The sequence below is a fragment of the Bradyrhizobium sp. SZCCHNR1015 genome (genome assembly GCF_032489875.1).
Taxonomy (GTDB): Bacteria; Pseudomonadota; Alphaproteobacteria; order Rhizobiales; family Xanthobacteraceae; genus Bradyrhizobium.
The window spans coordinates 119,450-143,684 of sequence record NZ_JAUEYW010000007.1; the positions used below are offsets into that span (position 1 = coordinate 119,450).

General features: G+C 65.7%; 20 protein-coding genes and 1 tRNA gene. 17 read left to right on the forward strand and 4 right to left on the reverse strand.

Translation table 11 applies throughout. The features are described 5' to 3' along the window. Positions 1–201 precede the first annotated feature (201 nt). Positions 202–2,100 carry an acyltransferase family protein gene (locus QX128_RS13895; RefSeq protein WP_316237705.1) on the forward strand — a complete coding sequence of 633 codons (1,899 nt, stop codon included), beginning with the start codon at positions 202–204 and terminating at the stop codon, positions 2,098–2,100. Here QX128_RS13895 and QX128_RS13900 read toward each other — a convergent pair. After that, entirely contained in the window at positions 2,097–3,998 is a 1,902-nt protein-coding gene (locus tag QX128_RS13900) for an acyltransferase family protein (RefSeq protein WP_316237706.1), read from the reverse strand. The genes QX128_RS13895 and QX128_RS13900 overlap by 4 nt on opposite strands. Positions 3,999–4,370: 372 nt before the next feature. Here QX128_RS13900 and QX128_RS13905 point away from each other — a divergent pair, with 372 nt between their 5' ends. From QX128_RS13905 to QX128_RS13915, 3 genes are all read left to right on the forward strand, one after another. Then, positions 4,371–5,192, forward strand: coding sequence for a hypothetical protein (locus tag QX128_RS13905; RefSeq protein WP_316237707.1), 822 nt, complete (start codon positions 4,371–4,373; stop codon positions 5,190–5,192). 158 nt (positions 5,193–5,350) lie between these two features. Continuing rightward, complete coding sequence (locus tag QX128_RS13910) at positions 5,351–5,962, forward strand: TMEM175 family protein (protein ID WP_316237708.1); 612 nt, start codon at positions 5,351–5,353, stop codon at positions 5,960–5,962. A gap of 419 nt (positions 5,963–6,381) precedes the next feature. Further along, positions 6,382–6,455, forward strand: a tRNA-Gly gene (locus tag QX128_RS13915). A 137-nt stretch (positions 6,456–6,592) separates the two neighbouring features. On the opposite strand, the gene QX128_RS13920 is transcribed toward QX128_RS13915, so the two are convergent. Together QX128_RS13920 and QX128_RS13925 are read right to left on the reverse strand one after the other, a co-directional pair. After that, positions 6,593–6,916, reverse strand: coding sequence for a hypothetical protein (locus QX128_RS13920; RefSeq protein WP_316216017.1), 324 nt, complete (start codon positions 6,914–6,916; stop codon positions 6,593–6,595). Between the two features lie 83 nt (positions 6,917–6,999). Next, positions 7,000–7,956 carry a LysR family transcriptional regulator gene (locus tag QX128_RS13925; protein ID WP_316237709.1) on the reverse strand — a complete coding sequence of 319 codons (957 nt, stop codon included), beginning with the start codon at positions 7,954–7,956 and terminating at the stop codon, positions 7,000–7,002. A 107-nt stretch (positions 7,957–8,063) separates the two neighbouring features. Between QX128_RS13925 and QX128_RS13930 the strand changes: the two genes are divergently transcribed. The 8 genes from QX128_RS13930 (at position 8,064) to QX128_RS13965 (ending at position 17,492) form a co-directional block, all read left to right on the forward strand. Then, complete coding sequence (locus QX128_RS13930; RefSeq protein ID WP_316237710.1) at positions 8,064–8,945, forward strand: NAD(P)-dependent oxidoreductase; 882 nt, start codon at positions 8,064–8,066, stop codon at positions 8,943–8,945. Between the two features lie 10 nt (positions 8,946–8,955). After that, on the forward strand, positions 8,956–10,485 hold the full coding sequence (locus QX128_RS13935; RefSeq protein WP_316237711.1) for an aldehyde dehydrogenase family protein: 1,530 nt from the start codon (positions 8,956–8,958) through the stop codon (positions 10,483–10,485). Positions 10,486–10,560: 75 nt separating this feature from the next. Then, positions 10,561–11,517, forward strand: a complete 957-nt coding sequence (locus QX128_RS13940; RefSeq protein ID WP_316237712.1) for an N-carbamoyl-D-amino-acid hydrolase — start codon at positions 10,561–10,563, stop codon at positions 11,515–11,517. A 225-nt stretch (positions 11,518–11,742) separates the two neighbouring features. Next, complete coding sequence (locus QX128_RS13945) at positions 11,743–13,344, forward strand: ABC transporter substrate-binding protein (protein WP_316237713.1); 1,602 nt, start codon at positions 11,743–11,745, stop codon at positions 13,342–13,344. A gap of 12 nt (positions 13,345–13,356) precedes the next feature. Beyond that, positions 13,357–14,298, forward strand: coding sequence for an ABC transporter permease (locus tag QX128_RS13950; RefSeq protein ID WP_316237714.1), 942 nt, complete (start codon positions 13,357–13,359; stop codon positions 14,296–14,298). Next, complete coding sequence (locus QX128_RS13955; RefSeq protein ID WP_316237715.1) at positions 14,295–15,212, forward strand: ABC transporter permease; 918 nt, start codon at positions 14,295–14,297, stop codon at positions 15,210–15,212. The genes QX128_RS13950 and QX128_RS13955 overlap by 4 nt, the downstream gene beginning before the upstream one ends. A gap of 319 nt (positions 15,213–15,531) precedes the next feature. Then, positions 15,532–16,521, forward strand: a complete 990-nt coding sequence (locus tag QX128_RS13960) for an ABC transporter ATP-binding protein (protein ID WP_316237716.1) — start codon at positions 15,532–15,534, stop codon at positions 16,519–16,521. Further along, positions 16,518–17,492, forward strand: coding sequence for an oligopeptide/dipeptide ABC transporter ATP-binding protein (locus tag QX128_RS13965; protein ID WP_316237717.1), 975 nt, complete (start codon positions 16,518–16,520; stop codon positions 17,490–17,492). The genes QX128_RS13960 and QX128_RS13965 overlap by 4 nt, the downstream gene beginning before the upstream one ends. A 600-nt stretch (positions 17,493–18,092) precedes the next feature. On the opposite strand, the gene QX128_RS13970 is transcribed toward QX128_RS13965, so the two are convergent. Next, positions 18,093–18,500 (reverse strand): hypothetical protein, encoded by a 408-nt coding sequence (locus QX128_RS13970; protein ID WP_315801002.1) that lies wholly within the window; start codon positions 18,498–18,500, stop codon positions 18,093–18,095. Positions 18,501–18,829: 329 nt separating this feature from the next. Here QX128_RS13970 and QX128_RS13975 point away from each other — a divergent pair, with 329 nt between their 5' ends. The 5 genes from QX128_RS13975 to QX128_RS13995 all read left to right on the forward strand — a co-directional run bounded on the left by QX128_RS13975 (position 18,830) and on the right by QX128_RS13995 (position 24,216). Further along, complete coding sequence (locus QX128_RS13975; protein WP_315801001.1) at positions 18,830–19,048, forward strand: hypothetical protein; 219 nt, start codon at positions 18,830–18,832, stop codon at positions 19,046–19,048. A gap of 188 nt (positions 19,049–19,236) precedes the next feature. Next, positions 19,237–20,211: an AraC family transcriptional regulator gene (locus tag QX128_RS13980; RefSeq protein ID WP_316237718.1), complete on the forward strand. Its 975-nt coding sequence runs from the start codon at positions 19,237–19,239 to the stop codon at positions 20,209–20,211. A gap of 155 nt (positions 20,212–20,366) precedes the next feature. Further along, entirely contained in the window at positions 20,367–21,359 is a 993-nt protein-coding gene (locus tag QX128_RS13985; protein ID WP_316237719.1) for an AraC family transcriptional regulator, read from the forward strand. A 509-nt stretch (positions 21,360–21,868) separates the two neighbouring features. Next, a complete protein-coding gene (locus tag QX128_RS13990) occupies positions 21,869–22,240 on the forward strand; it encodes a tRNA-binding protein (protein WP_315800998.1) in 372 nt (123 codons plus the stop codon). 20 nt (positions 22,241–22,260) lie between these two features. Then, entirely contained in the window at positions 22,261–24,216 is a 1,956-nt protein-coding gene (locus QX128_RS13995; RefSeq protein ID WP_316237812.1) for an alpha amylase C-terminal domain-containing protein, read from the forward strand. Positions 24,217–24,235: the final 19 nt, after the last annotated feature.

The window sequence follows — 24,235 nt, forward strand, 5'->3', positions numbered from 1 at the left end:
CGCCAGATTGCCGTATTCGAGCCGATCGTTCAACGGATTGCCGAACTTGCGGCCGACTTCGGCAAACCTCCTTCACGTCCGCCACGCCGCCGCCGGCGCGGTGTCATCGGATGGGTCCGATGACGTCATGACTGTTTCCTGCTGTTGCCATCCGTGTCTGCGCAACTCGTCCGCCTCGAGGAATGCGCGGAGTGGACGACATTGGAACGCAGTCATCGGGCTGACATCGATGCCCTCCGGGCGATCGCCGTCGTCATCGTCGTCCTCTTCCACCTGAGGATCACCGGCTTCGAGGCCGGCTATGCCGGCGTCGACATCTTCTTCGTCATCTCCGGCTATCTCATCACCGGGCAGATCCTGCGCGATGTCGGCGCCCGGCGCTTCTCGCTGTCGGAGTTCTATCTGCGGCGGGCACGGCGCATCCTGCCGGCGCTGGTTGTAACCATTGCGGCCACGTTCGCGGTCGGCTGGCTGTTCCTGTCGCCGGAAGCCCTGCGCCAGCTCGCCAAGGAGGCGACGCATGGGCTGCTCTCCATCGCCAACATCCAGTATTGGCGCGAGGCCAGCGCCTATTTCGCGCCGAGCGCGGATCAGTTGCCGCTGCTGCACCTGTGGTCGCTGTCGGCGGAGGTCCAATTCTACGCGCTGGCGCCGCTGCTGCTGATGTGGCTCGGCACGCGCCGGCATGTGTTCCGCGCCATTGCCGCGATCGGGTTGTTGTCCCTTGCCGCGGCCGCACTCTGGTCATCGCGCGATCCGGACGCCGTGTTCTTCCTGACGCCATTCCGGGTGTTCGAATTCGCCATCGGCGCGCTCGCCATTCCGCTCGAGGCTCGCCTAGCAGCGTCGCCGCGCGCCCGCTCTCTCGCCGCCGCCTGCGGTGATGTTCTGTTGTTCGGCAGCCTTCTCCTCATCGGCTACTATCAGTCCCAGGCAGGCGTCGCCGCGCTGCTGCCCTGCATCGCCACGGCCGTCATCATTGCGGCCAATGCCCCGACGTCGCTGGTGATGGCTCGCCCGGTGCGCGCCATCGGCGCCGCCTCCTATTCGCTCTATCTCGTGCACTGGCCGGTGATCTTCTTCGTCCGCTTCATCTTCGGCGATGCGGCGCAGACCGCGGCCGGACTGGCAGCGCAGCTCGCGCTGATGGCAGTGCTGACCACGCTGATGTTCGCCATCGTCGAGCGGCCGCTGCGGCGGCTGCCGTGGCCGCGCGTCGCGCAGGTGGCGAGCTTTGCGACGGTGCTTATCGTCGGTGCCGCGCTCACCCACGTCACTTTCCGCGCCAACGGCGTCGTGTCGCGGCTGCCCGACGATCAGCTCGCGCTGTTCCAGCTGCAGGGCTTCGGCCTCAACAAATGCGGCCGCGCCGTCGGCCGTCTGTGTGCGTTCGGCGATCTCGAGGGTACGCGCGGCGTCGAGCTGCTCGGCGATTCCTACGTTCAGCAATATGTCGCCGCGCTCGATGCGACGCTGAAGGCGCGCGGCATGATCGGCCACGTCTCCACCATGAGCGGATGTCCCACCCTCGCGGGGCTCACCGCCGAGGGACCTCGCGCCCAGGTCTGCGCCGAGCTGCGCGACAGCGAGCTGCCGCGGATCCGGCAGTCGCCGGCCGATTTCGTCGTGATCGGGCAGGCATGGCAGCACTATCTCGATCTCGGTGATGGGCCGGCAGCGCGGACCCGCAACGCCGCGGTCGCCGGTCATCTCGCCGAGACTATCCGTCTGCTCGACCGGCCCGGCCGGCATTTCCTCGTCGTCGGCGGCCAGGTCCGTCCGGTGAATTGCGCCTTCGATCAGTTGCGCATGCTGCCGGGGCCGCGCTGGCACGCACCCGCCAAGCCGTGCGATGCCGTGCCGAAGAGCGAGGCGATCGCGACCAACCGCGTCATCGACGCCGTTCTGTCGGAGGCGATCAGGCCGCTCGCCAAGGTGACACTGCTCAGGCCCTCGGAGGTCTATTGCGACCAGGATTGCCCGGTCGTCGAGCATGGCGTGTGGCTGTTCCAGGATGCCGGCCATTTCACCGTGGCAGGGGCCGAGCGCATGGGCGAGCGCGCCGCGCCGGTGTTTGCGAGATTCCTGTCGGACGACTAGTTGGCGCTGTTCGCCGTCAGTTGCGGCGCGCTTGCGGCCGCGGCCAATGCCGGCGACGCCGCGACGATCCGTGGCCCTGCGAGCTCCGAACCCTGCGCCGTGAGATGGCCACCGTCCCAGGCGAGCGGCGCGCCGTCGGAGGTCTGGAGCACGCAATCTCCGGCCGGGCACAGCAGCGCGAGCAGCGAGACGTAGTCGGTCCGCGCTGAATCCTTCAGCAGAACACGCATGAAGCCGTCGACCTCGCCGAGACCATCCAGCATGTGCCCGTCGGTCGAGACGCCGAAGCGCTTCGCGGCAATCAGCAGATGCGGCAGTGGGCGGTCGAACTGCGGGCTCGGCCCGACCACCACCACCTTGCTGCCGTTGTCCGTGATCGCCTTGATCGTGGCGAGCAGGCTCGCCTGTGCGGCCGGCGTCATCGCGGTGCGCGTCCAATTGCCCGAGAGAACGACGATGTCGGGTGTGAGCTCGCGCACCAGAAGTGGCAGCCGGCGGTTGAAATCCGCACAGGCGGCGGACTGGCCTGCTTCGGCGTGAGGAACGCATTGCGCGAGGCTGGCGCGCAGCAGCGAGGCCTGGGGCAGGGCTCGCTTCAGGCCAGGGATGAGGTGAGCGGCGTGGCTGTCGCCCCACACCAGGATGCGCGGGCGCGGGCCTTTGGCAAGGCACGACGGCTGCAACGCCTCGAAGGTCTGGCCCGGATCGAGGAAGCAGGTGCCGCTCTCATAGGCGGACTGATGGTCGTAGCTGATGAATTCCGCCAGCGTCCGCTCCTGCGGCGAGAAGCGGGCGGGAAATCCGGCAAGCCCGATGATCGCGAGTGAGGCCAGCAGCACGACCGATGCGCTCGCGACCAGCGCGCGCGCCGTGACCGGCGACTGCGCCTGCCTCGCCGGCTGCTCGATCAGATAGAAGCTCGTCAGCGCCATCGCGGTGCAGGCGCCGAGCAGCGCCAGCTTGTGCTGAATCGAGCTCGGCGGACCCCAGACCGCCGTCGCCAGCGAGACGACGGGCCAGTGCCAGAGATAGAGCGAGTAGGACCACAGCCCGACCGCGATCATCGGTTTGACCGCGGTCAGCACGGCCTTGCTCGGGGACGGATTGGCCCAGATCACGGCGGCGGCGCCGAGGCACGGCAGCAGCGCGGCCGTGCCGGGATAGGGCGTGTGCGGCGAGAACAGGTTGACGGCGGCACCGAGCGCGATCCAACCCAGCGCGGCCACAGTGATCCTGAGCCACTGGCTGTGCGGCGCCGGCGGGGCTTCCATGGCCAGCAGCGCGCCCAGCGCGAGCTCCCAGACCCGGGCCGGCAACAGAAAGAACGCGGCGGCGGGCTGCAGCCGGGTCTGGATCACGCAGAGCAGGAACGAGGTCGCGCAAAGCCCGGCGAAGCTCGCAAGCATCAGCGGCCGCCGCAGCGCGAAGGCCGCGAGCGCCAGCATGGGAAACAGCAGATAGTACTGCTCCTCGACCCCGAGCGACCAGGTGTGCAGCAGCGGCTTGGTGATGGCGGCGGCGTCGAAATAGCCCTGCTGCGACCACAGCAGGATGTTGGAGCAGAAGACGAGCACGGCCAGCGCCTGTTGCGCCACCGACACCGCGTCCCCAGGCAACAAGATCACGCTGGCGGCGAGCAGGGTCACGCACAGCATCGCCAGGGCCGCCGGCAGGATGCGCCGGGCACGGCGCCGGTAGAACGCCGCGAACGAGAACGTTCCGGTCTGCACCTCCGCATGAATGATCCGCGTGATCAGGAAGCCCGAGATGACGAAGAAGATGTCGACGCCGACATAGCCGCTGCGAAACGGCGAGATGTCGTAGTGGAACGCGATCACCGAGATCACTGCGAAGCCGCGCAGGCAGTCGATGTCGGGACGATAGCCGGTTGCGCTCAAGGGTTCTGTCCGGACGCTCGCATCTGGCGGCGGCCGTCAATCCCCGACGGTCACTGCACGCAGGCGACCCTGGTAGGCTCCGATTGCAACCGCATTGAGGGATTCCTGCGGCACCGTTGGTCGTGCAAACAGGACACAATGCCATCGAATTGAGATCGCAGCGGGAATCCGCGGCTTGCCTTCACAGACTTGCCTCAATGGCGTGATGGCCTTGCCGGAGTTCATGCGTCGAGCGAGCGTGTCATGCGTACATTGGGGCAGAAGGCCGGCCGGGCCGGATTGTTGTGCGGCGTTGTTCTATTTCAGGTTGTGGTTGGCGTTTCGCTTGCGCGAAGCGCCGAGCCGGGCGGCTCCTCACCACCCGCAGGCGAGGTGGCCAAGGATCAGGGCAAGGAGAGCGGGCCGTTCGGCGGATGCGAGCCGATCGGGTTGACGGCATCGGGCGAGCTGGTGTTCCCGCTGGACTGCAAGAAGCTGATCAAGAAGCCGGTCGAGGCGCCCGTCGCCGAGGACAAGACCCCAGCCGACGACAAGACCGCGTCGGTCGATCCCGCGCCATCCGTTCCGAGCCAGGCGGCCAGCGCCGACATTCCGGCCGGTCCCGAGGTCAAGCCTGCCGCGGCTGCGGAAGCGGTTGCGACGATACCCACCGCGTCGGCTGAGCCGAAGCAGGCCGCAGTTACGGACAAGCAGGATGCGGTTCAGCAGGCTGCGGCAGCAGAGCCAGTCGCCGGCAAGCCTTCCCTGACCAAGCCGTCCGTGAAATCGCCATCGATGGCGGCGCCAGCGACCAAGCCGCCCTCTGCCAAGTCGTCCTCTGCCAAGCCGTCCTCTGCCAAGCCGTCCTCTCCCAGAACGGCCGCGGCCAATCCGCCCGCGACGACGCCATCCCCAGCCGGGGCATCATCGGCCAAGCCGTCATCCGGCAAGGCGGCCCAGGCGCAGGCCGTTGTGGTTGCCGCCAGGGATGCAGCGGTCAAGGATGCCGGCAGGACATCGCGGATGGTCGCCAGCCGGCCGATGATCGTGATGGCAAGGCCTGCCACCGCAACCCCGACCTCGGCCCGGCTGCAGGCGGAGGGCAGGCCGCGATTGCGCACGGCGGGACTGCCGGCCTGCGTCCAGTTCCGCAGCTACAATCCGGCGACGCATAGCTATCGCGGCTTCGATGGCCACACCTATGCCTGCCGGTGAGGGCTGACGCTCGAGGGCCGGTGTGGTCTGGAGGGCGGCGAGTGACGTGACGGCCTGCCGCCCAAGGGCGGCAGCGAAGTCGAGCAGCGCGGCGCCGGAGCTGCTATAGAACCGGAGTCCTCATCTCCGTCCCTCGCCGCGGTTGCTTCCGATTCGACATGGCAGAGCCTCAGTCCGACCTGTTCGAGATGCGCCGGCTGGAATCGCTCTCCAACACCATCTTCGGTGTTGCGATGACGCTTCTCGCCTACGACCTGCCGAAGCCCAATTTCGCGCATATGCCCGGTTGGATCGACCTGGTGCACACCTATTCCGGGCGGCTCGCCGGGCTGGTCCTCAGCTTCATCATCGCCGGCGTGTTCTGGATCAGCCACCACCGGCGGCTGGCCCGGCAGCCGTTCGCGGGCCGGCCCGTGGTCATCCTGAATCTGTTCTTCCTGTTGTCGATCGTGCTGCTGCCGGTGACCAACGGGCTCTACGGCGGCTACAGGCTGAGCAGCGCGGTGGCCGTCCTCTATGGACTGCATCTGACGATCATTGCGTCGCTGAACGCCGCGCTGTGGTGGCTCGCGCTTCCCAGTGGCCGCCATGCCGAAATCGCCGGCGCGATCTTTCCCGTGATCGTGTTCGTGCCGGGCATCGTCATCGCGGCGATTGCCCCGGAGTACGTGCAGTATTTCTGGATGCTCGGCTTCGGCGGCTTCCTGGCGCGGCGGTTCGTCCGCAGCCCGCCGGCGGCGCCGGCCGGCGAGCAGGCGGAGCTGCCATAAAAAAACGCGGCGGGCCGTGAGACCCGCCGCGCTTCCGTTCTTGAACTCGCTGGTCCAGGGCCGAGACCGCCCCGTTGCCGAGCCGCGATGGCGCTGAAACGCTGACGAATCACGCGCTCACACGTCGCTCATGAAGAGCCGCTCAGCGGGCGATCCCAGCGAGGTGACAGCGCTTGGTGAAAGACACTGGATCACCTCCTTTCGTTGTTGATGGTGACCGGAATATAGGACGGTCCGGGCCGCGAGGGTAGGGGGGCCGACTACGGAACCCACCAGCGCCGTCGCGCTGCGCTGCGGCGCGGGGCGCGGATTCCGCTCGATTCCAGCCGTTCCAACCGCGGATCCCGATGCATCCGCCTCCAGACCCCATGGCGAAGAGGTTGAGAGCCGCCGCGGACCATGTTAGGGAACGCCCCGATGCGGGTGTAGCTCAATGGTAGAGCAGCAGCCTTCCAAGCTGAATACGAGGGTTCGATTCCCTTCACCCGCTCCAAGGCTTCCGCGGCCACTCCGTCATCCGACCAGAAGCGATCCTCGTCATGGGGCGCTCACGCGATGTCGCAGTCCCAATCTTCGGGGGACGTCGGTTTCCCTGGTCGTCGGTGCAGACTCCCCAGCCGGTCCGGCCGATCAGTCGCAAGCGACGCGATTGCCCATCCGCCGGCACGTCCTGCCGTCGCTGAAATAGGTCGTGTTTCCGATCGTATGCGCCGACGTGCCATCGCTGTAGTAGGTGTGATTGCCGATCTGCTGCGAGCTGCTGCCGTCGTTGTTGTAGGTGAAGCGCCCGATCTGCTGCGACGAGGAGCCGTCGTTCCAATAGGTATTGTTGCCGATCCGCTGCCCCGACGTCCCGTCGTCGCACAGGATCTGGTTGCCGATGAGCTGGCAGGTCTCGGCCTGAGCTGCTGTCGCCGCCCACAGGCCGAAAGCGATCGCGAGAACGTGGCGCATGAGATCGACTCCCGAAATTGCAACATCCAATCTCAACCCCTGTGCCAGCGCAACCGGAAACGATCCGTGATGATCGGCGCGGATCAACGTCCGGCGCCGCGTGTCCTGGTCTTGCCGGCGGCTCCGCCGACCCGGAACGCCCGCATCTGGCCGCTGAGAAAGCGCAGCAGATGGCTGGCGGCATGCGGCAGCTCGCGGCCGCGCCGGGTGATGACGCAGGCTTCGCTCGACGACAGCAGGCGGTTGTCGACCGGCACCGCGGCGAGCGAGCCGTCGGCAAGATCGGCGGCGATCGCGAAGGCGGGCAGGAGCGTCAGGCCGAGGCCGCCCTTGACGAAGTGGCGGAGCACGTTGATCGAGCTGGTGGTGAGCTTCGGCGACAGGGCGACGCGTTCGGCGGCCTCCGCCATCGCCACGACCTGACGCGTGCCGTAGCTCGCATGCATCAGGCCGAGCGGATGGTCGGCGAGCTCGCGCAGGCGCAGGGGACGGCCGAGCCGCGCCAGCGCGTGGTCCGGCGGCATGATCGCGCAGAGCGGTTGGCGGCTCGCGGTGGCGATCCGGATGCGCGGATCGGCTGATGGATTGAACACCAGGCCGATGTGATGGCGATCCTCGGCAACGGCATTGACGACCTCGTTGGTGCCGGCGAGGTCGAACGACATCGTGAGGTCGGGATGGCGCTGCCAGAACCGGCCGAGCGGGCCGGACATCAGGTCACTCACAAAGCCCTCGCCGAGCACGATGTCGACATGGCCGCGCTTGAGCCCCTGCAATTCGCGCAGCTTGGCGACGGTGTCGGCCTGGTCGGCCTGCCATTGCCGGAAGCGCTCGACCAGCAGCGCGCCGGCCTCGGTGGCGCGGATGCCGCGGCTGAGGCGCTCGAGCAAAGTGAGGCCGAGTTCCTTCTCCAGCAGCGCGATCTGCCGGCTGATGACCGACGCGTTGACGTCGAGGGCTTCGGCGGCGGCGCGCACCGAGCCGAGGCGGATCGCCTCGTGCAGATAATGCAGGCGGTGGTGATCGAGCAGGGCGGACATGGCTTCCGACAGCGTTGACTTGAAGTCAACACTAGCGACGGAGGGTGCTGATGTCTGCCCTGGAATCGCGCGGCTACGCTGGCAAGGCAAATTTGGCAGGAGGCTTCGTGACCGCCGTTGGCATCATCGGACTTGGCAAGATGGGGCGCGGCATGGCGCTGACGCTGAAGGGCGCCGGCTTTGCCGTCACCGGCTACGACACGCTCGCCGCGACGCGCTCGGCGCTGGCGGCCGAGGGCATCACTGTTGCCGACGGCATCGGCGGCGTGATCGCCGCAGCCGACATCGTGATCCTGTCGCTGCCGACCGCCGGGATCGTCGCCGATGCCGTGGAAGGCCCCGGCGGCATCCTCGCGCATGCCAGGGCCGGCGTCGTCATCGTCGATACCTCGACCTCGCATCCCGAGACCTCGCGCCGGCTTGCGGCCGTTCTCAAGGCGCGCGGCATGGGCTTCGTCGATGCGCCCGTCAGCGGTGGCCCAAAGGGGGCGGCGACGGGCACCATGACCATGGTGATCGGGGCCGATGAGGACGACCTCGCGCGTGTGCTGCCGGTGCTGGAGCGGATGAGCGCCAAGCGCGTCCATGTCGGCGGCGTCGGCGCCGGCAACGTTGCCAAGATCGTCAACAATCTGCTCTGCGCCGCCCATCTGCTGACCGCCGCGGAGGCGCTGCGCATCGCTGATGCGGCGGGTGTCGATGCCGGGCGGCTGCTCGAAGGCCTGAATGCCGGCTCCGGCCGCTCCGGCGTCACGCTCGTCAACGTGCCCAATTGGATTCTCAACGGCGCCTTCGATTCCGGCTTCACCATGCAGTTGATGCGCAAGGACGTCAGGCTGGCGGCGCAGTTCATCGGTGAACTCGGACTGTCGCTGCCGATCGCAAGCGATACCGCGCGCATCTGGGCGGACAGCGCCGCGAGCATCGCCGACGCCGATGATTTCAACCGCATCGTCGAGCTGCAGCTCGGCCCGATGCCGAAGCCGTGAGCGTACCGCCATGACCCATTTCATCGATCCCCGCCTGCGCGCCGCAGCGCTGCCGTTCTGGCCGGATCTGACAGCCGTCGGCTCCCATGTCGGCGGCGACGTCATCGTCGGCGAAGGCGCGACGGTCTCGGTCAACGATCCCGCCACCGGCCGATTGCTGTTCACCTATGCCGATGCCGGCGCCGACGTCGCGGCCAAGGCGGCTTCTGCTGCCGCGGCGGGGCAGGCGGAGTGGGCGAAGCTGACCGCCGCGGGCCGCGGCCGCGTGATGCAGGCGGTGGCGCGGGCGATCCTCGCCGCGGCCGAGCCGCTGGCGCATCTGGAAGCGCTGTCCGCCGGCAAGCCGATCCGCGATACCAAAGGCGAAGTCGCCAAGGTCGCGGAGATGTTCGAGTACTATGCCGGCTGGGCCGACAAATTCCACGGCGACGTCATCCCGGTGCCGTCGAGCCATCTCAACTACACGCGCCGTGAGCCGATGGGCGTGGTGCTGCAGATCACGCCGTGGAACGCGCCGGTCTTCACCGCGGGTTGGCAGATCGCACCGGCGATCAGCATGGGCAACGCCGTGCTGCTGAAGCCGTCGGAGCTGACGCCGCTGACCTCGCTGGCGCTGGCGGGGATCGCCGAACGCGCCGGATTGCCGAAGGGCGTCGTCAACGTGCTCGCGGGTCTCGGCCACACCACGGGGCAGGCGGCGCTGGCGCAGCCCGCCGTGAAGAAGGTCGTGTTCGTCGGCTCGGTGCCGACGGGGCGGCTGATCGGCGAGGCCGCGGCGCGCAGGCTGCTGCCGTCGGTGCTCGAGCTCGGCGGCAAGTCGGCCAACATCGTGTTCGCCGATGCGGACCTCGAACGCGCCGCCATCGGCGCGCAGGCCGCGATCTTCGGCGGTGCCGGCCAGAGCTGCGTCGCCGGCTCCAGGCTGCTGGTGCAGAGCGCGGTCTATGACCGCTTCGTCGATCTGGTCGCGCAAGGTGCTACGAAGATCAGATGCGGCGATCCGCTGTCGGCGGAGACCGAGATCGGGCCGATCAACAACGCCAGGCAATATGACCACGTGCTGTCGCTGATCCGCGAGGGCGCCGCCGAGGGCGCGGAGATCGTCACCGGCGCGAGCGGCGGCGTGGGCGAGGGCGGATATTTCGTCAGGCCGACCGTGCTCAAGAACGTCACCAACGCCATGGGCATCGCGCGCAAGGAGGTGTTCGGACCCGTCGTCGCCGCGATCCGTTTCGATACCGAGGCGGAGGCGATCGCGATCGCCAATGACAGCGAGTTCGGCCTCGCGGGCGCGGTGTGGACCAGGGACGTCGCGCGCGCGCATCGCGTCGCAGCACAGGTCAAGGCCGGCACGTTCTGGATCAATGCGTACAAGACCATCAACGTCGCTTCGCCGTTCGGCGGCTACAACAACAGCGGCCATGGCCGCTCCTCCGGCATCGAGGCGCTGTACGAATACACGCAGGTGAAGAGCGTGTGGGTCGAGACCGCGGCCGAGCCGGCGGTGGCGTTCGGCTACGCGCCGGGCTTGCGCGACTGAGCAAGCATGGCATGATCGGTGCAAGAGCTGCGCGCCACGGAACGACCACTTAGTTCCGAAATAAGGAACGGAAACATGCCGCGCTTCGTCAACGTCGCCATTGGTCAGCTCGGCCCGATTGCCAAGAGCGAAACACGGACCGCGGTGGTTGCGCGACTGATGGCGTTGATGCGGCAGGCGCACGCCAATGGCTGCGACCTGATCGTCTATCCCGAGCTCGCGCTGACGACGTTCTTCCCGCGCTGGTACATGGCCGATCAGGCCGAGATCGATCAATATTTCGAGCGCGAGATGCCGGGGCCGGAGACGCAAGTCTTGTTCGCGCTCGCGAAGGATCTGCGCATCGGCTTCTGCTTAGGCTATGCCGAGCTCGCGGTCGAGGACGGCATCGTGCACCGCTACAACACCGCCATTCTTGTCGACAAGACGGGCACCGTCGTCTCGAAATACCGCAAGGTGCATCTGCCGGGACATGCCGAGCACGAACCGTGGCGCAAGTTCCAGCATCTGGAAAAGCGCTATTTCGAACCGGGCAAGAGCTTTGGCGTCGCCAACGCCTTTGGCGGCGTCATCGGCATGGCGATCTGCAACGACCGCCGCTGGCCCGAGACCTATCGCGTGATGGGCCTGCAGGGCGTCGAGATGGTGCTGATCGGCTACAACACGCCGGTGCACAACCCGCCGGCGCCGGAACATGATGACCTCTCGCTGTTCCACAACCGCCTCGTGATGCAGTCGGGTGCCTATCAGAACGGCACCTGGGTGATCGGCGTCGCCAAGGGCGGCATCGAGGAGGGCATCGACCACATCGCCGGCAGCTGCATCATCGCGCCGTCAGGCGAGATCGTCGCGGCCTGCGCCACCAAGGGCGACGAGATCGCGCTGGCACGCTGTGACCTCGATTTGTGCAACTCCTACAAGCAGACGATCTTCAACTTCGACGTCCATCGCCAGCCGCAGGCTTACGGCATGATCGTCGAGCGCAAGGGCGAGACGCTGATGGCCGACGGCTCGCCGGTGCGGAAGGCATGATGCGTTCGGCAATCGCGCGCAAGTCCGTAGCCCGCATGAGCGCAGCGACATGCGGGTTCACACGAGGAGTCTCGGAGAACCCGGGGTCGCTGCGCTCGCCCGGGCTTCGATAGGCTTGCGCCCCATGCCTCATTTGCGTTCAAATGAACGCGCTCCACACGCGTGGCATGGGCCTTGCTTACAATTTCGGCAATTGAACTTGGGCATGTTGCATCAGGAGAGAACATGGATCGCAGAACGGTATTGAAGGGATTGGCGGGCGCGGGTGGTCTGGCGCTGACGGGATTTGCGGCGCCGGCGATCGCCCAAGGCGCTGCCGCACGCACCTTGCGTTTTGTGCCACAGGCCAATCTCGCCAATTTCGATCCGATCTGGGGCACCCAATATGTCGTGCGCAACGCAGCCGCGATGGTGTGGGATACGCTGTACGGCATCGACGATCAGTTCGTGCCGCAGCGCCAGATGGTGGAATCGGAGGAGGTGTCCTCCGACGGCCTGACCTGGACCTTCAAGCTGCGTCCCGGCCTCAAATTCCACGACGGCGAGCCGGTGCTCGCCAAGGACGTCGTCGCGAGCCTCACGCGCTGGTCGGCGCGCGATCCGATGGGCCTGATGCTCAAGGCGATCCAGAACGAGCTCACGGCGGTCGACGACAAGACCTTCAAATGGGTGCTGAAGCAGCCTTATCCGAAGATGCTGTTCGCGCTCGGCAAGGGCAACGCGCCGTGCGCCTTCATCATGCCCGAGCGCATCGCGCAGACCGATCCGTTCAAGCAGATGTCCGAATATATCGGCTCCGGCCCGTTCAAGTTCGTCAAGGGCGAATGGGTGCCAGGCGCCAAGGCGGTGTTCGAGAAGTTCGCCGACTACGTGCCGCGCCAGGAGAAGCCGGTGTGGCTCGCCGGCGGCAAGCAGGTGCTGGTCGACCGCGTCGAATGGGTGATCATGCCGGATCCCGCGACCGCGGCTGCGGCGCTGCAGAACGGCGAGGTCGACTGGTGGGAGAACCCGATCACCGATCTCGTGCCGGTGCTGAAGGGCAACAAGAACATCGGCGTCGACATCGGCGATCCCCTCGGCAATGTCGGTGCGTTCCGCATCAATCATCTGTATCCGCCCTTCAACAATGTGAAGGCGCGCCAGGCCATCCTGATGGCGATGAGCCAGGAGGACTACATGCGCGCGCTGGTCGGGGACGACAACGCGCTGTGGAAGCCGCTGCCGGGCGTGTTCACACCCGGCACGCCGCTCTATACCGAGGAAGGCGGCGATATCCTGAAGGGCAAGCGCGACCTGGCCAAAGCCAAGAAGCTGCTGGAGGAAGCCGGCTACAAGGGCGAGCCGATCACCTGCCTCGTCGCGCAGGATCAGCCGATCACCAAGGCGTTCGGCGACGTCACCGCGGATCTGCTGAAGAAGCTCGGCATGAACGTCGATTTCGTCGCGACCGACTGGGGCACGGTCGGTGCCCGCCGCGCCTTGAAAACGCCGCCGGCGCAGGGCGGCTGGCACATGTTCCACACCTGGCACGCCGGCGCCGACTGCATCAATCCGGCTGCCTACAACGCGCTGCGCGCCAACGGCGACAAGGCCTGGTTCGGCTGGCCGAACAGCGAGCCGGTGGAGAAGGAGATCACCAACTGGTTCAACGCCAAGTCGCTGGACGAGGAGAAGACCGTCGCCGCGCGCATCAACAAGGCCGCGATCGACGACGTCGTGTTCGCGCCGACCGGCTTCTTCCTCGGCTACACCGCGTGGCGCAAGACCGTCTCCGGCGTGACCAAGGGGCCGATCCCGCTGTTCTGGGGCGTGTCGAAGACCGCATAGGCACTGACATCCATGCTCGCTTATGCGCTCCGACGCGTGCTGTCGACCTTGCCGGTGATGGCGATCGTCGCGCTGTTCGTCTTCAGCCTGCTCTACATCGCGCCGGGCGATCCGGCCGTGGTGATCGCGGGCGACCAGGCGAGCCCGGCCGATGTCGAGCGCATCCGCGCCAATCTCGGACTGGACCAGCCCTTCCTGGTCCAGTTCGGAAGCTGGGTGTGGCGCCTGCTGCACTTTGATCTGGGCACCTCGATCTTCACCAATCTCCCGGTGGCTTCGATGATCGCCCAGCGCATCGAGCCGACCTTGTCGCTGATGATGGTGACGCTGTGTCTCACCATCGTCATCGCCGTGCCGCTCGGCGTCATCGCGGCGTGGAAGGCCGGCACCTGGATCGACCGGATCATCATGGCGTTCGCCGTGTTCGGCTTCTCGGTGCCGGTGTTCGTGGTCGGCTACATCCTCGCCTATGTCTTTGCGCTGAAGTTCGATTGGCTGCCGGTGCAGGGCTACACGCCGCTCGCCCAGGGATTCTGGCCGTGGCTGCAGAACCTGATCCTGCCGGCGGTCGCGCTCGGCTGCGTCTACATCGCGCTGATCGCGCGCATCACCCGCGCCGCGATGCTCGAAGTGCTGCAGCAGGACTACATCCGCACCGCCCGCGCCAAGGGCTTGGGGCAGGGCGGCATCCTGTTCATTCACGCGCTGAAGAACGCCGCTGTGCCGATCGTCACCGTGGTCGGCATCGGCATCGCGCTCCTGATCGGCGGCGCCGTCGTCACGGAGAGCGTGTTCGCCATTCCCGGCCTCGGCCGGCTCACCATCGATGCCATCCTGCGCCGTGACTATCCGGTGATCCAGGGCATCGTGCTGTTGTTCAGCTTCGTCTACGTGCTCGTCAATCTCCTGATCGACATCACCTACACCCTGGTCGACCCGAGGATCCGCTATTGACCGTCACGACATCAACATCGCCGCCGCCGGGCCTCGTCCTCGCGCCTGTTCTGCCGGACCTGATGGTCGCGCCAAAGATCCGGCGCGGCGCCATCGGCTTCCTGCGCAACCATCCGACGGTCGCGATCGGCGGCGCGCTGCTGTTGCTGCTCGTCATCATCGGCGTGTTCGCGCCGTTCCTGTTCACCGTCGATCCGACCGCGATCGCGCCGGCCAAGCGCACCCGGCTGCCGTCGGCCGATTTCTGGTTCGGCACCGACGCGCTGGGACGCGACGTCTATTCGCGCGTGCTCTATGGCACGCGCGTCTCGCTTACGGTCGGGCTGTCGGTGGCGCTGGCGGCATCGCTGATCGGGCTTGCGATCGGCCTCGTCGCCGGCTTCCTGCGCTGGGCCGACGGCGTGCTGATGCGCTGCATGGACGGGCTGATGTCGATCCCGCCGATCCTGCTCGCGGTGGCGCTGATGGCGCTCACGCGCGGCAGCGTCGGCAATGTCATCCTCGCCATTACCATCGCCGAGATTCCGCGCGTCGCACGACTCGTGCGCGGCGTTGTGTTGTCCCTGCGCGAGCAGCCCTATGTCGACGGTGCGGTCGCGTCGGGCACGCGCACGCCGATGGTCATCCTGCGCCACATCCTGCCCAACACAATGGCGCCGATGCTGGTGCAGGCGACCTACATCTGCGCCAGCGCCATGATCACCGAGGCCATCCTGTCCTTCATCGGCGCCGGCACGCCGCCGACGATTCCGTCCTGGGGCAACATCATGGCCGAGGGCCGCGCGCTGTGGCAGGTCAAGCCCTACATCGTGTTCTTCCCGGCCGCGTTCCTGTCGGTGACCGTGCTCGCCGTCAACCTCGTCGGCGATGGCCTGCGCGACGCGCTCGATCCGCGCATGGCGAAGAGCCCATGAGCGGGGTGATGAGAAGCATGCCCGCCTGCGCCATCGCAGCACCCGCGCCAACGCTGCCTGTGGCTCGCTCCACTCTCTCCGCCCGTCATTCCGGGGCAGCCCGCAGGGCTGAATCCGGAATCCATAGCCACAGGGAGATGATGCGGGGCGAGATGCAACGACGGGCGTGCCTCATCCTGCGGCCCAGGAGTATGGGTTCCGGGCTCGCGCTATCGCGCGCCCCGGAACGACGTGGGGAGGGAGTGGAGCACGCGATTGGTTTAGTGAGACCGGGCGCGGCCATCCGTGACAACGCACATTTCGAGTGGGAGCACCCCTAATGCCGCTGCTCGAGGTCGAGAATCTCCAGGTGCATTTCCGTACCCCCACCGGCATCAACCGCGCCGTCGACGGCGTCTCCTTCCACGTCAACCCCGGCGAGACGCTCGCCATCGTCGGCGAGTCCGGCTGCGGCAAGTCGGTGACCTCGATGTCGATGATGCGCCTGATTCCTGAGCCGCCGGGCAAGATCGCGGGCTCGATCAAGCTCGAGGGCCGGGACATCCTGACGCTTAGCGATCGCGAGATGCGCGCACTCCGCGGCAACGACATCTCGATGATCTTCCAGGAGCCGATGACCAGCCTCAACCCGGTGCTGACCGTCGGCCGCCAGATCGGCGAGACTCTGCGGCTGCACCAGGGGCTCGACCAGGCGCAGGCCGAGGCGCGCGCGGTGGAGATGCTGACGCTGGTCGGAATCCCTGAGCCGGCACGGCGCGTGCGCGAATATCCGCATCAACTCTCCGGCGGCATGCGCCAGCGCGTGATGATCGCGATGGCGCTGGCCTGCAATCCAAAGCTCCTGATCGCGGATGAGCCGACCACCGCGCTCGACGTCACCATCCAGGCGCAGATCCTCAAGCTGATGCTGGAGCTGAAGCAGCGCGTCGGCGCAGCCATCATCCTGATCACCCATGATCTCGGCGTCGTCGCCGAGGTCGCCGAGCGCGTGATGGTGATGTATGCCGGGCGCAAGGTCGAGGAGGCGCCGGTGAAGGAGCTGTTCCGCACCCCCCGCCACCCCTACACGCAGGGCCTGCTCGGCGCGCTGCCCAAGCTCGGCTCGTCGCTGTCGGGCGAGACGAAACGCCTCGCCGAGATTCCTGGCCAAGTGCCGGATTTGAAGCAGCGCATCGAAGGCTGCGTGTTCGCCGGCCGCTGCGCGCTCGCGACCGACCTGTGCCGTCAATATGCGCCGGGGCTGGAGCAGAAGGCCGCGCACCACATCGCCGCCTGTCATTTCGCCGCCAAGGAGCAGGCTGCCGCATGACCATGCCGCTGCTCCAGGTCAACGACCTCAAGAAGCACTTCCCGATCTCCGGCGGGCTGTTCGGCCGCAGCAAGAGCAAGGTGCATGCGGTCGACGGCGTGTCATTCGAGATCGCGCGCGGCGAGACGCTCTCCCTGGTCGGCGAATCCGGCTGCGGCAAGTCGACGGTCGGCCGCGCCATCCTGCGGCTGTTCGACGTCACCGCCGGCCAGATCGTGCTTGACGGCCAGCGCATCGACGATCTTCCCCCGGGCAGCCTGCGCGAGATGCGCCGCCGCGTCCAGGTCGTGTTCCAGGATCCGTTCTCCAGCCTCAATCCGCGGATGCGGATCCGCGACATCCTGGCGGAGCCGATCAACAATTTCGGCCTCGCGAAGACCGCCGCGGAGCGCGACGCGCGCATCGCCGAGCTGATGGAGATCGTCCGGCTGCCGCGCGACGCGCTCAACCGCCGGCCGCACGAATTCTCCGGCGGCCAGCGCCAGCGCATCGGCATTGCACGGGCGCTCGCCGCCAAGCCCGATCTCATCGTCTGCGACGAGGCGGTGTCCGCGCTCGACGTCTCCGTCAAGGCGCAGATCGTCAACCTGCTGCAGGATCTGCAGCGCGAGTTCGGCCTGGCGCTGCTGTTCATCAGCCACGACCTCGCGATCGTCGAGCACATGACGCACCGCGTGGCGGTGATGTATCTCGGCAAGATCGTCGAGATGGCGCCAAGGCGGCAGATCTTTGCCACACCGGGTCATCCCTACACCAAGGCGCTGCTGTCAGCCGTGCCCATTCCCGAACCCGGCGCCGAGCGCACACCGATCATCCTCAAGGGCGACGTTCCGAGCCCGGTCAACCCGCCCAAAGGCTGCCGCTTCAACACCCGCTGCCCCCTGGCCTTCGACCGCTGCCGCGTAGAGGCTCCCGAGCTGCGGCTGAAAGGCGAGGACCAGTGGGTGGCGTGCCATTTGGAGAATGTGTAGTTACGTCCTTGCGCAGGATTGGCAAAGCGGCCGCCGAAGGCGGCGGCGTGCTCACTAAGCAGGTGCAATGACAGCTTGATGCGCGACCGCCGCGCCAATCACGGAGGAGAGACGGTGCGTTTCTCATGCGGATCTCGGTGCGGCGCGTAGCCCGCATGAGCGACAGCCGGCGCGTGGGACACGTCGGCGCCAGCCGACGTGCGGGGCCTCACGTGTCGTGTCGGTGAACCGGGATGTCGCTGCGCCCATCCGCGCTACCTGGCGACTGAACGAAACTTCGATGGCACGCAACATCGCTGCGCCGCGCGCCGTCGCTGCCCATCATGTTTTGAGGAACGGTATCGCAGCCGCGCCCGGTTGCGACCAGGCATCGGCTCACCGGGTACGGCTCTCGCCAGCTTTAGGCTGCAAGCGACCGATTGAATCTCGTCCAACAGAACGTCGCAAAGCGCGATCTGCGACAACAGGTCGGCCTCTAGGGACTGGCACGACGTCGGCCGATCGAGGCGCAGCTTTGCTGTGCGGATTCTACTTAGCGATTTCAATACTGCAGGATTGGACAGGTCGCCGCCTCGAATATTGGTCATCTTTGCACCACGACTACACCAGATCCGCCGCGGCAGGACCGATTTGGTTCGATGCAATCGGTATGCCGCGAATTGGGGCGGGAGCGGACGACGCAACCTTGCGGTACCCTCCGGCGTCTGCAAAGCAGCGGCCAGGGACATCAATTGGCGGTTTACAGTCGTTTCCGAATTTGGAAATTGGCACGGTGTATGCTGGCCTCTGTACGGGTGCTTTGTTGTTGAGTTGACGCGTTGCTTGCCAGATCGGCAACTTATCGCCTTTGGTCGAGCGATTGGCGATCTGCTGATAACGTATTGCAGTGGTGCCAGATTGGAAGATGGTCGCTGTGCCCGGCGAGGGGATGGCATGGTGTACTGCCACTGAACTGGTAATGCCTACAAGATAAGTGATAGAATGCAACGTGACCGTCTTGATAAGCATGACAGAACTCACTCCATACCGACTCATATCGACAGGCGTGTGGACGTTGCCAGGTTCGCGTTGTGACGAAGTCATAAGTCCATCGTCTCGGTGACCTGCTTCGCAAGATCGGGTATCTCAAGCGCCCAGCGTCGACGGTTGGGTGGCGCTTGTCTTGCTCTGCTGATCCCATTGCGCCTCAAAGCCGTCGAGCAGGTGGCGAGCGAGACCGGCTTGAGCTTGAGAGCCAATCATGAGGACTGTGTCCCATGGGAAGTGTGTCAGTGTTCCGAACATCATCGTCTCCCAAAAGTGCCGCGGTTCTCAGCTTGTTCGGGTCACGTGCACCCTTGGCTGCCGCTGCCAGGATGCGCGCAGCGAGCTTTGACTTCATGGTGGAGTTCTGCTCGGCCTTTGCCGCCACGTTCGCCTCCTCGCTTGCCGCCGCATTCTGGAGAGACGGCCGCCTTGCCCCTCTCAACGAGATTGAAGCGCGTCGCGCGGCGATTCTGAAGTCATTCTCAAGTCCAAACTCTGCAAACATCGCTCAGGATTTGCTGCATCATTAGCCAATTACCGCCTTCAAAATAACATGCGATAAATCGGGGACGTGATCGAACTGTTGCGCCCGGCCGCCGGCCGCCCGACGGGAGCTTTTCCGATGTTGACTTGGATCAGTCCGGAAGACTTGCGCTCCAGTATTTTGACACGAGCCTTATAAGCGAGGACTGATCCTTCGATGGACTTGGAGCGATCCGTGAGCCCGCTGAGCCGCGCTCCTGTCATTCGTACAGACGATCCGGAGGCGATGGAGCACGCGTTGCGGACGGTCTACGGGGCAACCGGATTCGCAGTCACCAACGCAGATGAATTCCAGGGGGTTGGCAACTATCTTCAGCTCGGGAGCATCGGTCTCGGCTTTTGTGCATATAGCGGGGCAAGGTCGCTCGTCGAGTTCCCGGAGAGCGACTTCGCGCGCCTGCAAATCGGCCTCAAAGGCAGCGCTTTGACCGTTCTAAATCGCACGGCGATCGCAATAAACGAGCGGCAGTCCTGCATAGTTGCGCCGGGCGAAGCCAACAAGATTATGTTCGAGCCAGGTTATGAGCAGCTCATTCTTCGAATAAGCGCGAGGGCGTTGGAGCAGACATTGACGATGCTGCTCGGTGCAAAGCCAGCCGGTGTTCTCAAGTTTGATCCCATTGCCGCAGCGGTTCAGCCGAACGCTCTGGTCTTGCGCGATCTGGCGATGTTCCTCGCTAATCAGTTGGATGCGGCGGCGACAGAGCTGCCACGCACGGTGCTCGTCGAACTGGAGCAGGCTCTCATCGTTTCCTTCCTGTCGGCTCACCGCCACAATTTCAGCGAGCTGTTGAAGAGAGGCGAAAGAGATGTCACCCCGCGGATCGTTCGACTGGCCGAGGAATATATCGAGGCCTCTTGGGACCGCGCCATCACGATCGAGGAGCTGGCTTCGCAGACAGGCGTCAGCGTCCGCGCGCTCTATGCTGCGTTCAGGAAGAGCCGCGGATATTCGCCGATGGCGTTTGCGAAGACGGTGCGATTGCGTCGGGCAAAACAGATGCTCTCGGGGCCAAATCAGCGTACCTCCGTCTCTGCAGTCGCCTTCAATTGCGGTTTCGGAAATCTCGGACACTTCGCAAGAGACTATCGCGACGTGTTCGGTGAGCTTCCATCCGAAACTCTGTCACGCGCGCGGCGCGCCGCCTAGCTCGCCTGACAGACGCGTCGGCGACACCATTCTCAAGAGCGCTGGGGCGGCCTCAAAAGCTATATCGGCCTTCACGAAGATCGAGCTGCGACACCGCGCCGCTGACCGGGTTTTTCCCAGGTTTGAGTTCGGTCAATCTGAGATACTATCTTTGGATGAACCTTGACCGATCCGTAAGCCTGCTGAGCCGCGCTCCCGTCATTCGTACAGACGATCCGGAGGCGATGGAGCACGCGTTGCGTACGGTCTATGGGGCAACTGGCTTCGCAGTCACCAACGCAAATGAATTCCAGGGGGTAGGAAACTACCTTCAGCTTGCGAATATCGGCCTTGGCTTCTGTGCATATGGCGGGGGAAGGTCGGTCGTAAAGTTCCCGGAGAGCGACTTCGCGCGCCTGCAAATCGGCCTCAAAGGCAGCGCTTTGACCGTTCTAAATCGCACGGCGGTCGCGATAACCGAGCGGCAATCCTGCATAGTTGCGCCGGGCGAAGCCAACAGGATTGTGTTCGAGCCAGGTTATGAGCAGCTCATTCTTCGAATAAGCGCGAGGGCGTTGGAGCAGACACTGACGACGCTGCTCGGTGCAAAGCCGGCCGGTGTTCTCAAGTTTGATCCGATCGCCGCGGCGTTGCAGCCGAACGCTCTGGTCCTGCGCGATCTGGCGATGTTCCTCGCTCATCAGTTGGATGCGACGGCGACAGAGCTGCCACGCGCGGTCCTCGTCGAACTGGAGCAGGCTCTCATCGTTTCCTTCCTGTCGGCTCACCGCCACAATTTCAGCGAGCTGTTGGAGAGAGCCGAAAAGGACGTCGTGCCGCGGATCGTTCGGCTGGCCGAGGAATATATCGAGGCCTCTTGGGACCGCGCCATCACGATCGAGGGGCTGGCTTCGCAGACAGGCGTCAGCGTCCGCGCGCTCTATGCTGCGTTCAAGAAGAGCCGCGGATATTCGCCGATGGCGTTTGCGAAAACGGTGCGATTGCGACAGGCAAAGCAGATGCTCGAGGGGCCCAATCAGCGTACCTCCGTCTCTGCAGTCGCCTTCGATTGCGGCTTCGGAAATCTCGGACACTTCGCAAGAGACTATCGCGACATGTTCGGTGAGCTTCCATCCGAAACTCTGTCGCGCGGGCGGCGCGCCGCCTAGCTCGCCTGTCAGAAGCGCCGGCCAGGACCATCCCAAGAGCGCAAGAGCAGTGAGGCAGCAACGCGCGGCAGGCAGGTTGTGCCTGGCGACGGGTGCTGACGATGTCCGCTATTCGCGGACAGGCTAAGCCTCCGTGCTGCGTCTGGAGGCAAAAGCGAACGAACTGCGACATTACAGGTGACGTGTCAGGGTCATTGCGCTCGGCGGCGGGCATGCTGCAGGACGGGGAAACGCGCGCATGCGACGATGTGGCGGGTAGCAGCACGCCATGGCGATTCACGGACCTCCGCTCGGCGATGCAGAAAGCCGGTACCCCGCTTGCTCGCCAGAGATTGGAGGCTTCTCAGCCTGCGACCGGCCCGCCACACCAATGCAGCCAATCGTCCATATGCCGTGCCGTCGCCGGGCGGGTGCATTGTCAGGAGCCCGTATGGCCATTAAAGATTCCGGCCCAAACCGCGTCGGGATCGCAAGCCTTCCCGCGCGGTCCCGCGTTTGATGAGGCCGCCATGCATCTCTCCCACGATCCGACAGCACCGGCGGCAGCAGGGATCGGCTTTGACCAGTTCCTGGCCGTCGACATCCGCGTCGGCACCATCGTCGCGGCCGAGCCCTATCCGGAGGCGAAGAAGCCGTCGCTGAAGCTGACGATCGATTTCGGGCCCGGTATCGGCACGAAGCGCTCCAGCGCGCAGATCGCGGCGCTGTATGATCCGGCCACCCTGGTCGGCCGCCAGGTCGCCGGGGTCGTCAACTTCCCGCCGCGTCAGATCGGCAAGTTCATGTCCGAGGTCCTGACGCTCGGCTTTCCCGATGAGCAGGGCAACGTCGTGCTGTTCCAGCCCGACAAGGCCGTGCCGAACGGCGCGCGGCTGTTCTGAGCGGAGGGCCGGCCGTGGATATGCTGCTCGAACCTGTTACGCTGCCGCCGTTTCCCGAAGGCCTACGGATATCGCTCAGGCAGATGCATCTTCTCCAGGCTCCGATGGGTGGCACCCCGGTGACCGGCGGCGCCACGTTCCGCGTGTTCGCGCCGCATGCCAAGGCGGTCTACGTCTCCGGCCCGTTCAACGACTGGGCGCAGGATGCGAACTGCCGTCTCGCGCCGATCGGCAACGGCCATTGGGCGATCTTCGTGCCGTCGCTCAAGGACGGCGACGCCTACATGTATTTCGTCGAGGGTGAGGGCTCGTCCGGCTACAAGCGCGATCCGCATGCGCGGCTGCTCACCGTCGATCCGCCGTTTCCGCAGGCGCATTCGGTGCTGCGCAATCCCGGCGCGTTTCCCTGGCACGACACCGACTTCACGCCGCCGCCCAACAACGAGCTCGTGATCTATCAGCTCCATGTCGGCACCTTCGACATGAAGGCGGGCAATCCCGACGGCTGCTTCTTCGACGTCATCGAGCGCGTGCCGCATCTGGCGAAGCTCGGCGTCAACGCCATCGAGCTGCTGCCGGTGCAGGAATTCCCGACCATGTTCAGCATGGGCTACAACGGCACCGACCTGTTCAGCCCGGAAACCGAATATGGCGAGCACGAAGAGGCGCATCTCGCCGCCTATTTCGCACGGACCAACGAAATCCTGACGGCTGCCGGCGCCGCGCCTTACGCCGATATCGGCGCGGTGCGTCATTGCGACGACCAGCTGCGCGCGCTGATCGATGTCTGCCATGTCCATGGCATCGCCGTGCTGTTCGACGTCGTCTACAACCACGCCGGCGGCGGGTTCGACGAGAACAGCATCTGGTTCTTCGACCGCCAGGCCTATGGCGATCCCAACCGCAGCCTGTATTTCACCGACCAGGGCTGGGCCGGCGGCCAGGTGTTTGCCTATTGGAACGCCGACGTGCGGCAATACCTCGTCGACAATGCCATCATGCTGTATCGCGAGTATCACGCCGACGGCCTGCGCTTCGACGAGGTCAGCGTGATGGACCGCTTCGGCGGCTGGGCGACCTGCCAGCAGCTCACCGAGGCGCTGCGCGCCGAGAAGCCGGATGCGATCCAGATCGCCGAATACTGGCCTGTCAACCCGTGGGTGGTGAGGGACATCGCGCAGGGCGGCGCCGGCTTCGACGCGACCTGGAGCGACGGCCTGCGGTTGTCGGTGCGCGGCGCCATCGCGAGCGCGGCCGGCGGCGCGGGCGCTGTCGTCCCGATGCAGCCGATCGCCGCGGCGATCGCCGATCTCAGCCTCGACAAGCGCTGGCGCGCGGTCAACTCGATCGAGAACCACGACATTGTCTATGCCGGCCGCGAGCCGCGCATTCCGCGCCTCGCTGATCCCGTCGACAGTCGCTGCTGGTATGCGCGCAGCCGCAGCCGCGTCGCCACCGGCCTGTTGCTGACCGCGCCGGGCATCCCGATGCTGTTCATGGGCCAGGAACTGTTCGAGGACAGACCATGGAGCGACACGCCGAGCCTGGACACCACGATCCAGTGGTCGCTGCTCGACGGCGAGGACAAGATCACCGCGGATGCGATGCGCTTCACGTCAGAGCTGATCGCGATCCGCCGCACCCATCCGGCGCTGACCGCGGAGGGCTGCGCCATCGTCCACGTCCATGACGGCAACCGCGTGCTTGCCTTCCACCGCTGGGACGGCCAGGGTGACGACGTGATGGTCATCGTGAGCCTGAGCGAGACGCCATGGCGCGACTACGCCATCGGTTTTCCGGCAGGCGGTACGTGGCTCGAGGTGTTCAACACCGACGTCTATGACAACTGGGTCAACCCGGGCGTGGTGGGCAACAATGGCTCCGTCACCGCCGGCGGCCCGCCGCTGCACGGCCAGCCGAGCTCGGCTGATGTGACGATCCCGGCGAACGGCGTGCTCGTGTTCGCGAGGAAATGAGGATCGTAGGGTGGGCAAA

What these genes read in the sequence shown, in the direction of transcription:
- QX128_RS13910 (WP_316237708.1), top strand. Translation starts at nt 5,351, where the DNA reads ATGGCAGAGCCTCAGTCCGACCTGTTCGAGATGCGCCGGCTGGAATCG.
- QX128_RS13920 (WP_316216017.1), bottom strand. Translation starts at nt 6,916, where the DNA reads ATGCGCCACGTTCTCGCGATCGCTTTCGGCCTGTGGGCGGCGACAGCA.
- QX128_RS13925 (WP_316237709.1), bottom strand. Translation starts at nt 7,956, where the DNA reads ATGTCCGCCCTGCTCGATCACCACCGCCTGCATTATCTGCACGAGGCG.
- QX128_RS13935 (WP_316237711.1), top strand. Translation starts at nt 8,956, where the DNA reads ATGACCCATTTCATCGATCCCCGCCTGCGCGCCGCAGCGCTGCCGTTC.
- QX128_RS13940 (WP_316237712.1), top strand. Translation starts at nt 10,561, where the DNA reads ATGCCGCGCTTCGTCAACGTCGCCATTGGTCAGCTCGGCCCGATTGCC.
- QX128_RS13945 (WP_316237713.1), top strand. Translation starts at nt 11,743, where the DNA reads ATGGATCGCAGAACGGTATTGAAGGGATTGGCGGGCGCGGGTGGTCTG.
- QX128_RS13950 (WP_316237714.1), top strand. Translation starts at nt 13,357, where the DNA reads ATGCTCGCTTATGCGCTCCGACGCGTGCTGTCGACCTTGCCGGTGATG.
- QX128_RS13960 (WP_316237716.1), top strand. Translation starts at nt 15,532, where the DNA reads ATGCCGCTGCTCGAGGTCGAGAATCTCCAGGTGCATTTCCGTACCCCC.
- QX128_RS13965 (WP_316237717.1), top strand. Translation starts at nt 16,518, where the DNA reads ATGACCATGCCGCTGCTCCAGGTCAACGACCTCAAGAAGCACTTCCCG.
- QX128_RS13970 (WP_315801002.1), bottom strand. Translation starts at nt 18,500, where the DNA reads ATGCTTATCAAGACGGTCACGTTGCATTCTATCACTTATCTTGTAGGC.
- QX128_RS13985 (WP_316237719.1), top strand. Translation starts at nt 20,367, where the DNA reads ATGAACCTTGACCGATCCGTAAGCCTGCTGAGCCGCGCTCCCGTCATT.
- QX128_RS13990 (WP_315800998.1), top strand. Translation starts at nt 21,869, where the DNA reads ATGCATCTCTCCCACGATCCGACAGCACCGGCGGCAGCAGGGATCGGC.
- QX128_RS13995 (WP_316237812.1), top strand. Translation starts at nt 22,261, where the DNA reads ATGCTGCTCGAACCTGTTACGCTGCCGCCGTTTCCCGAAGGCCTACGG.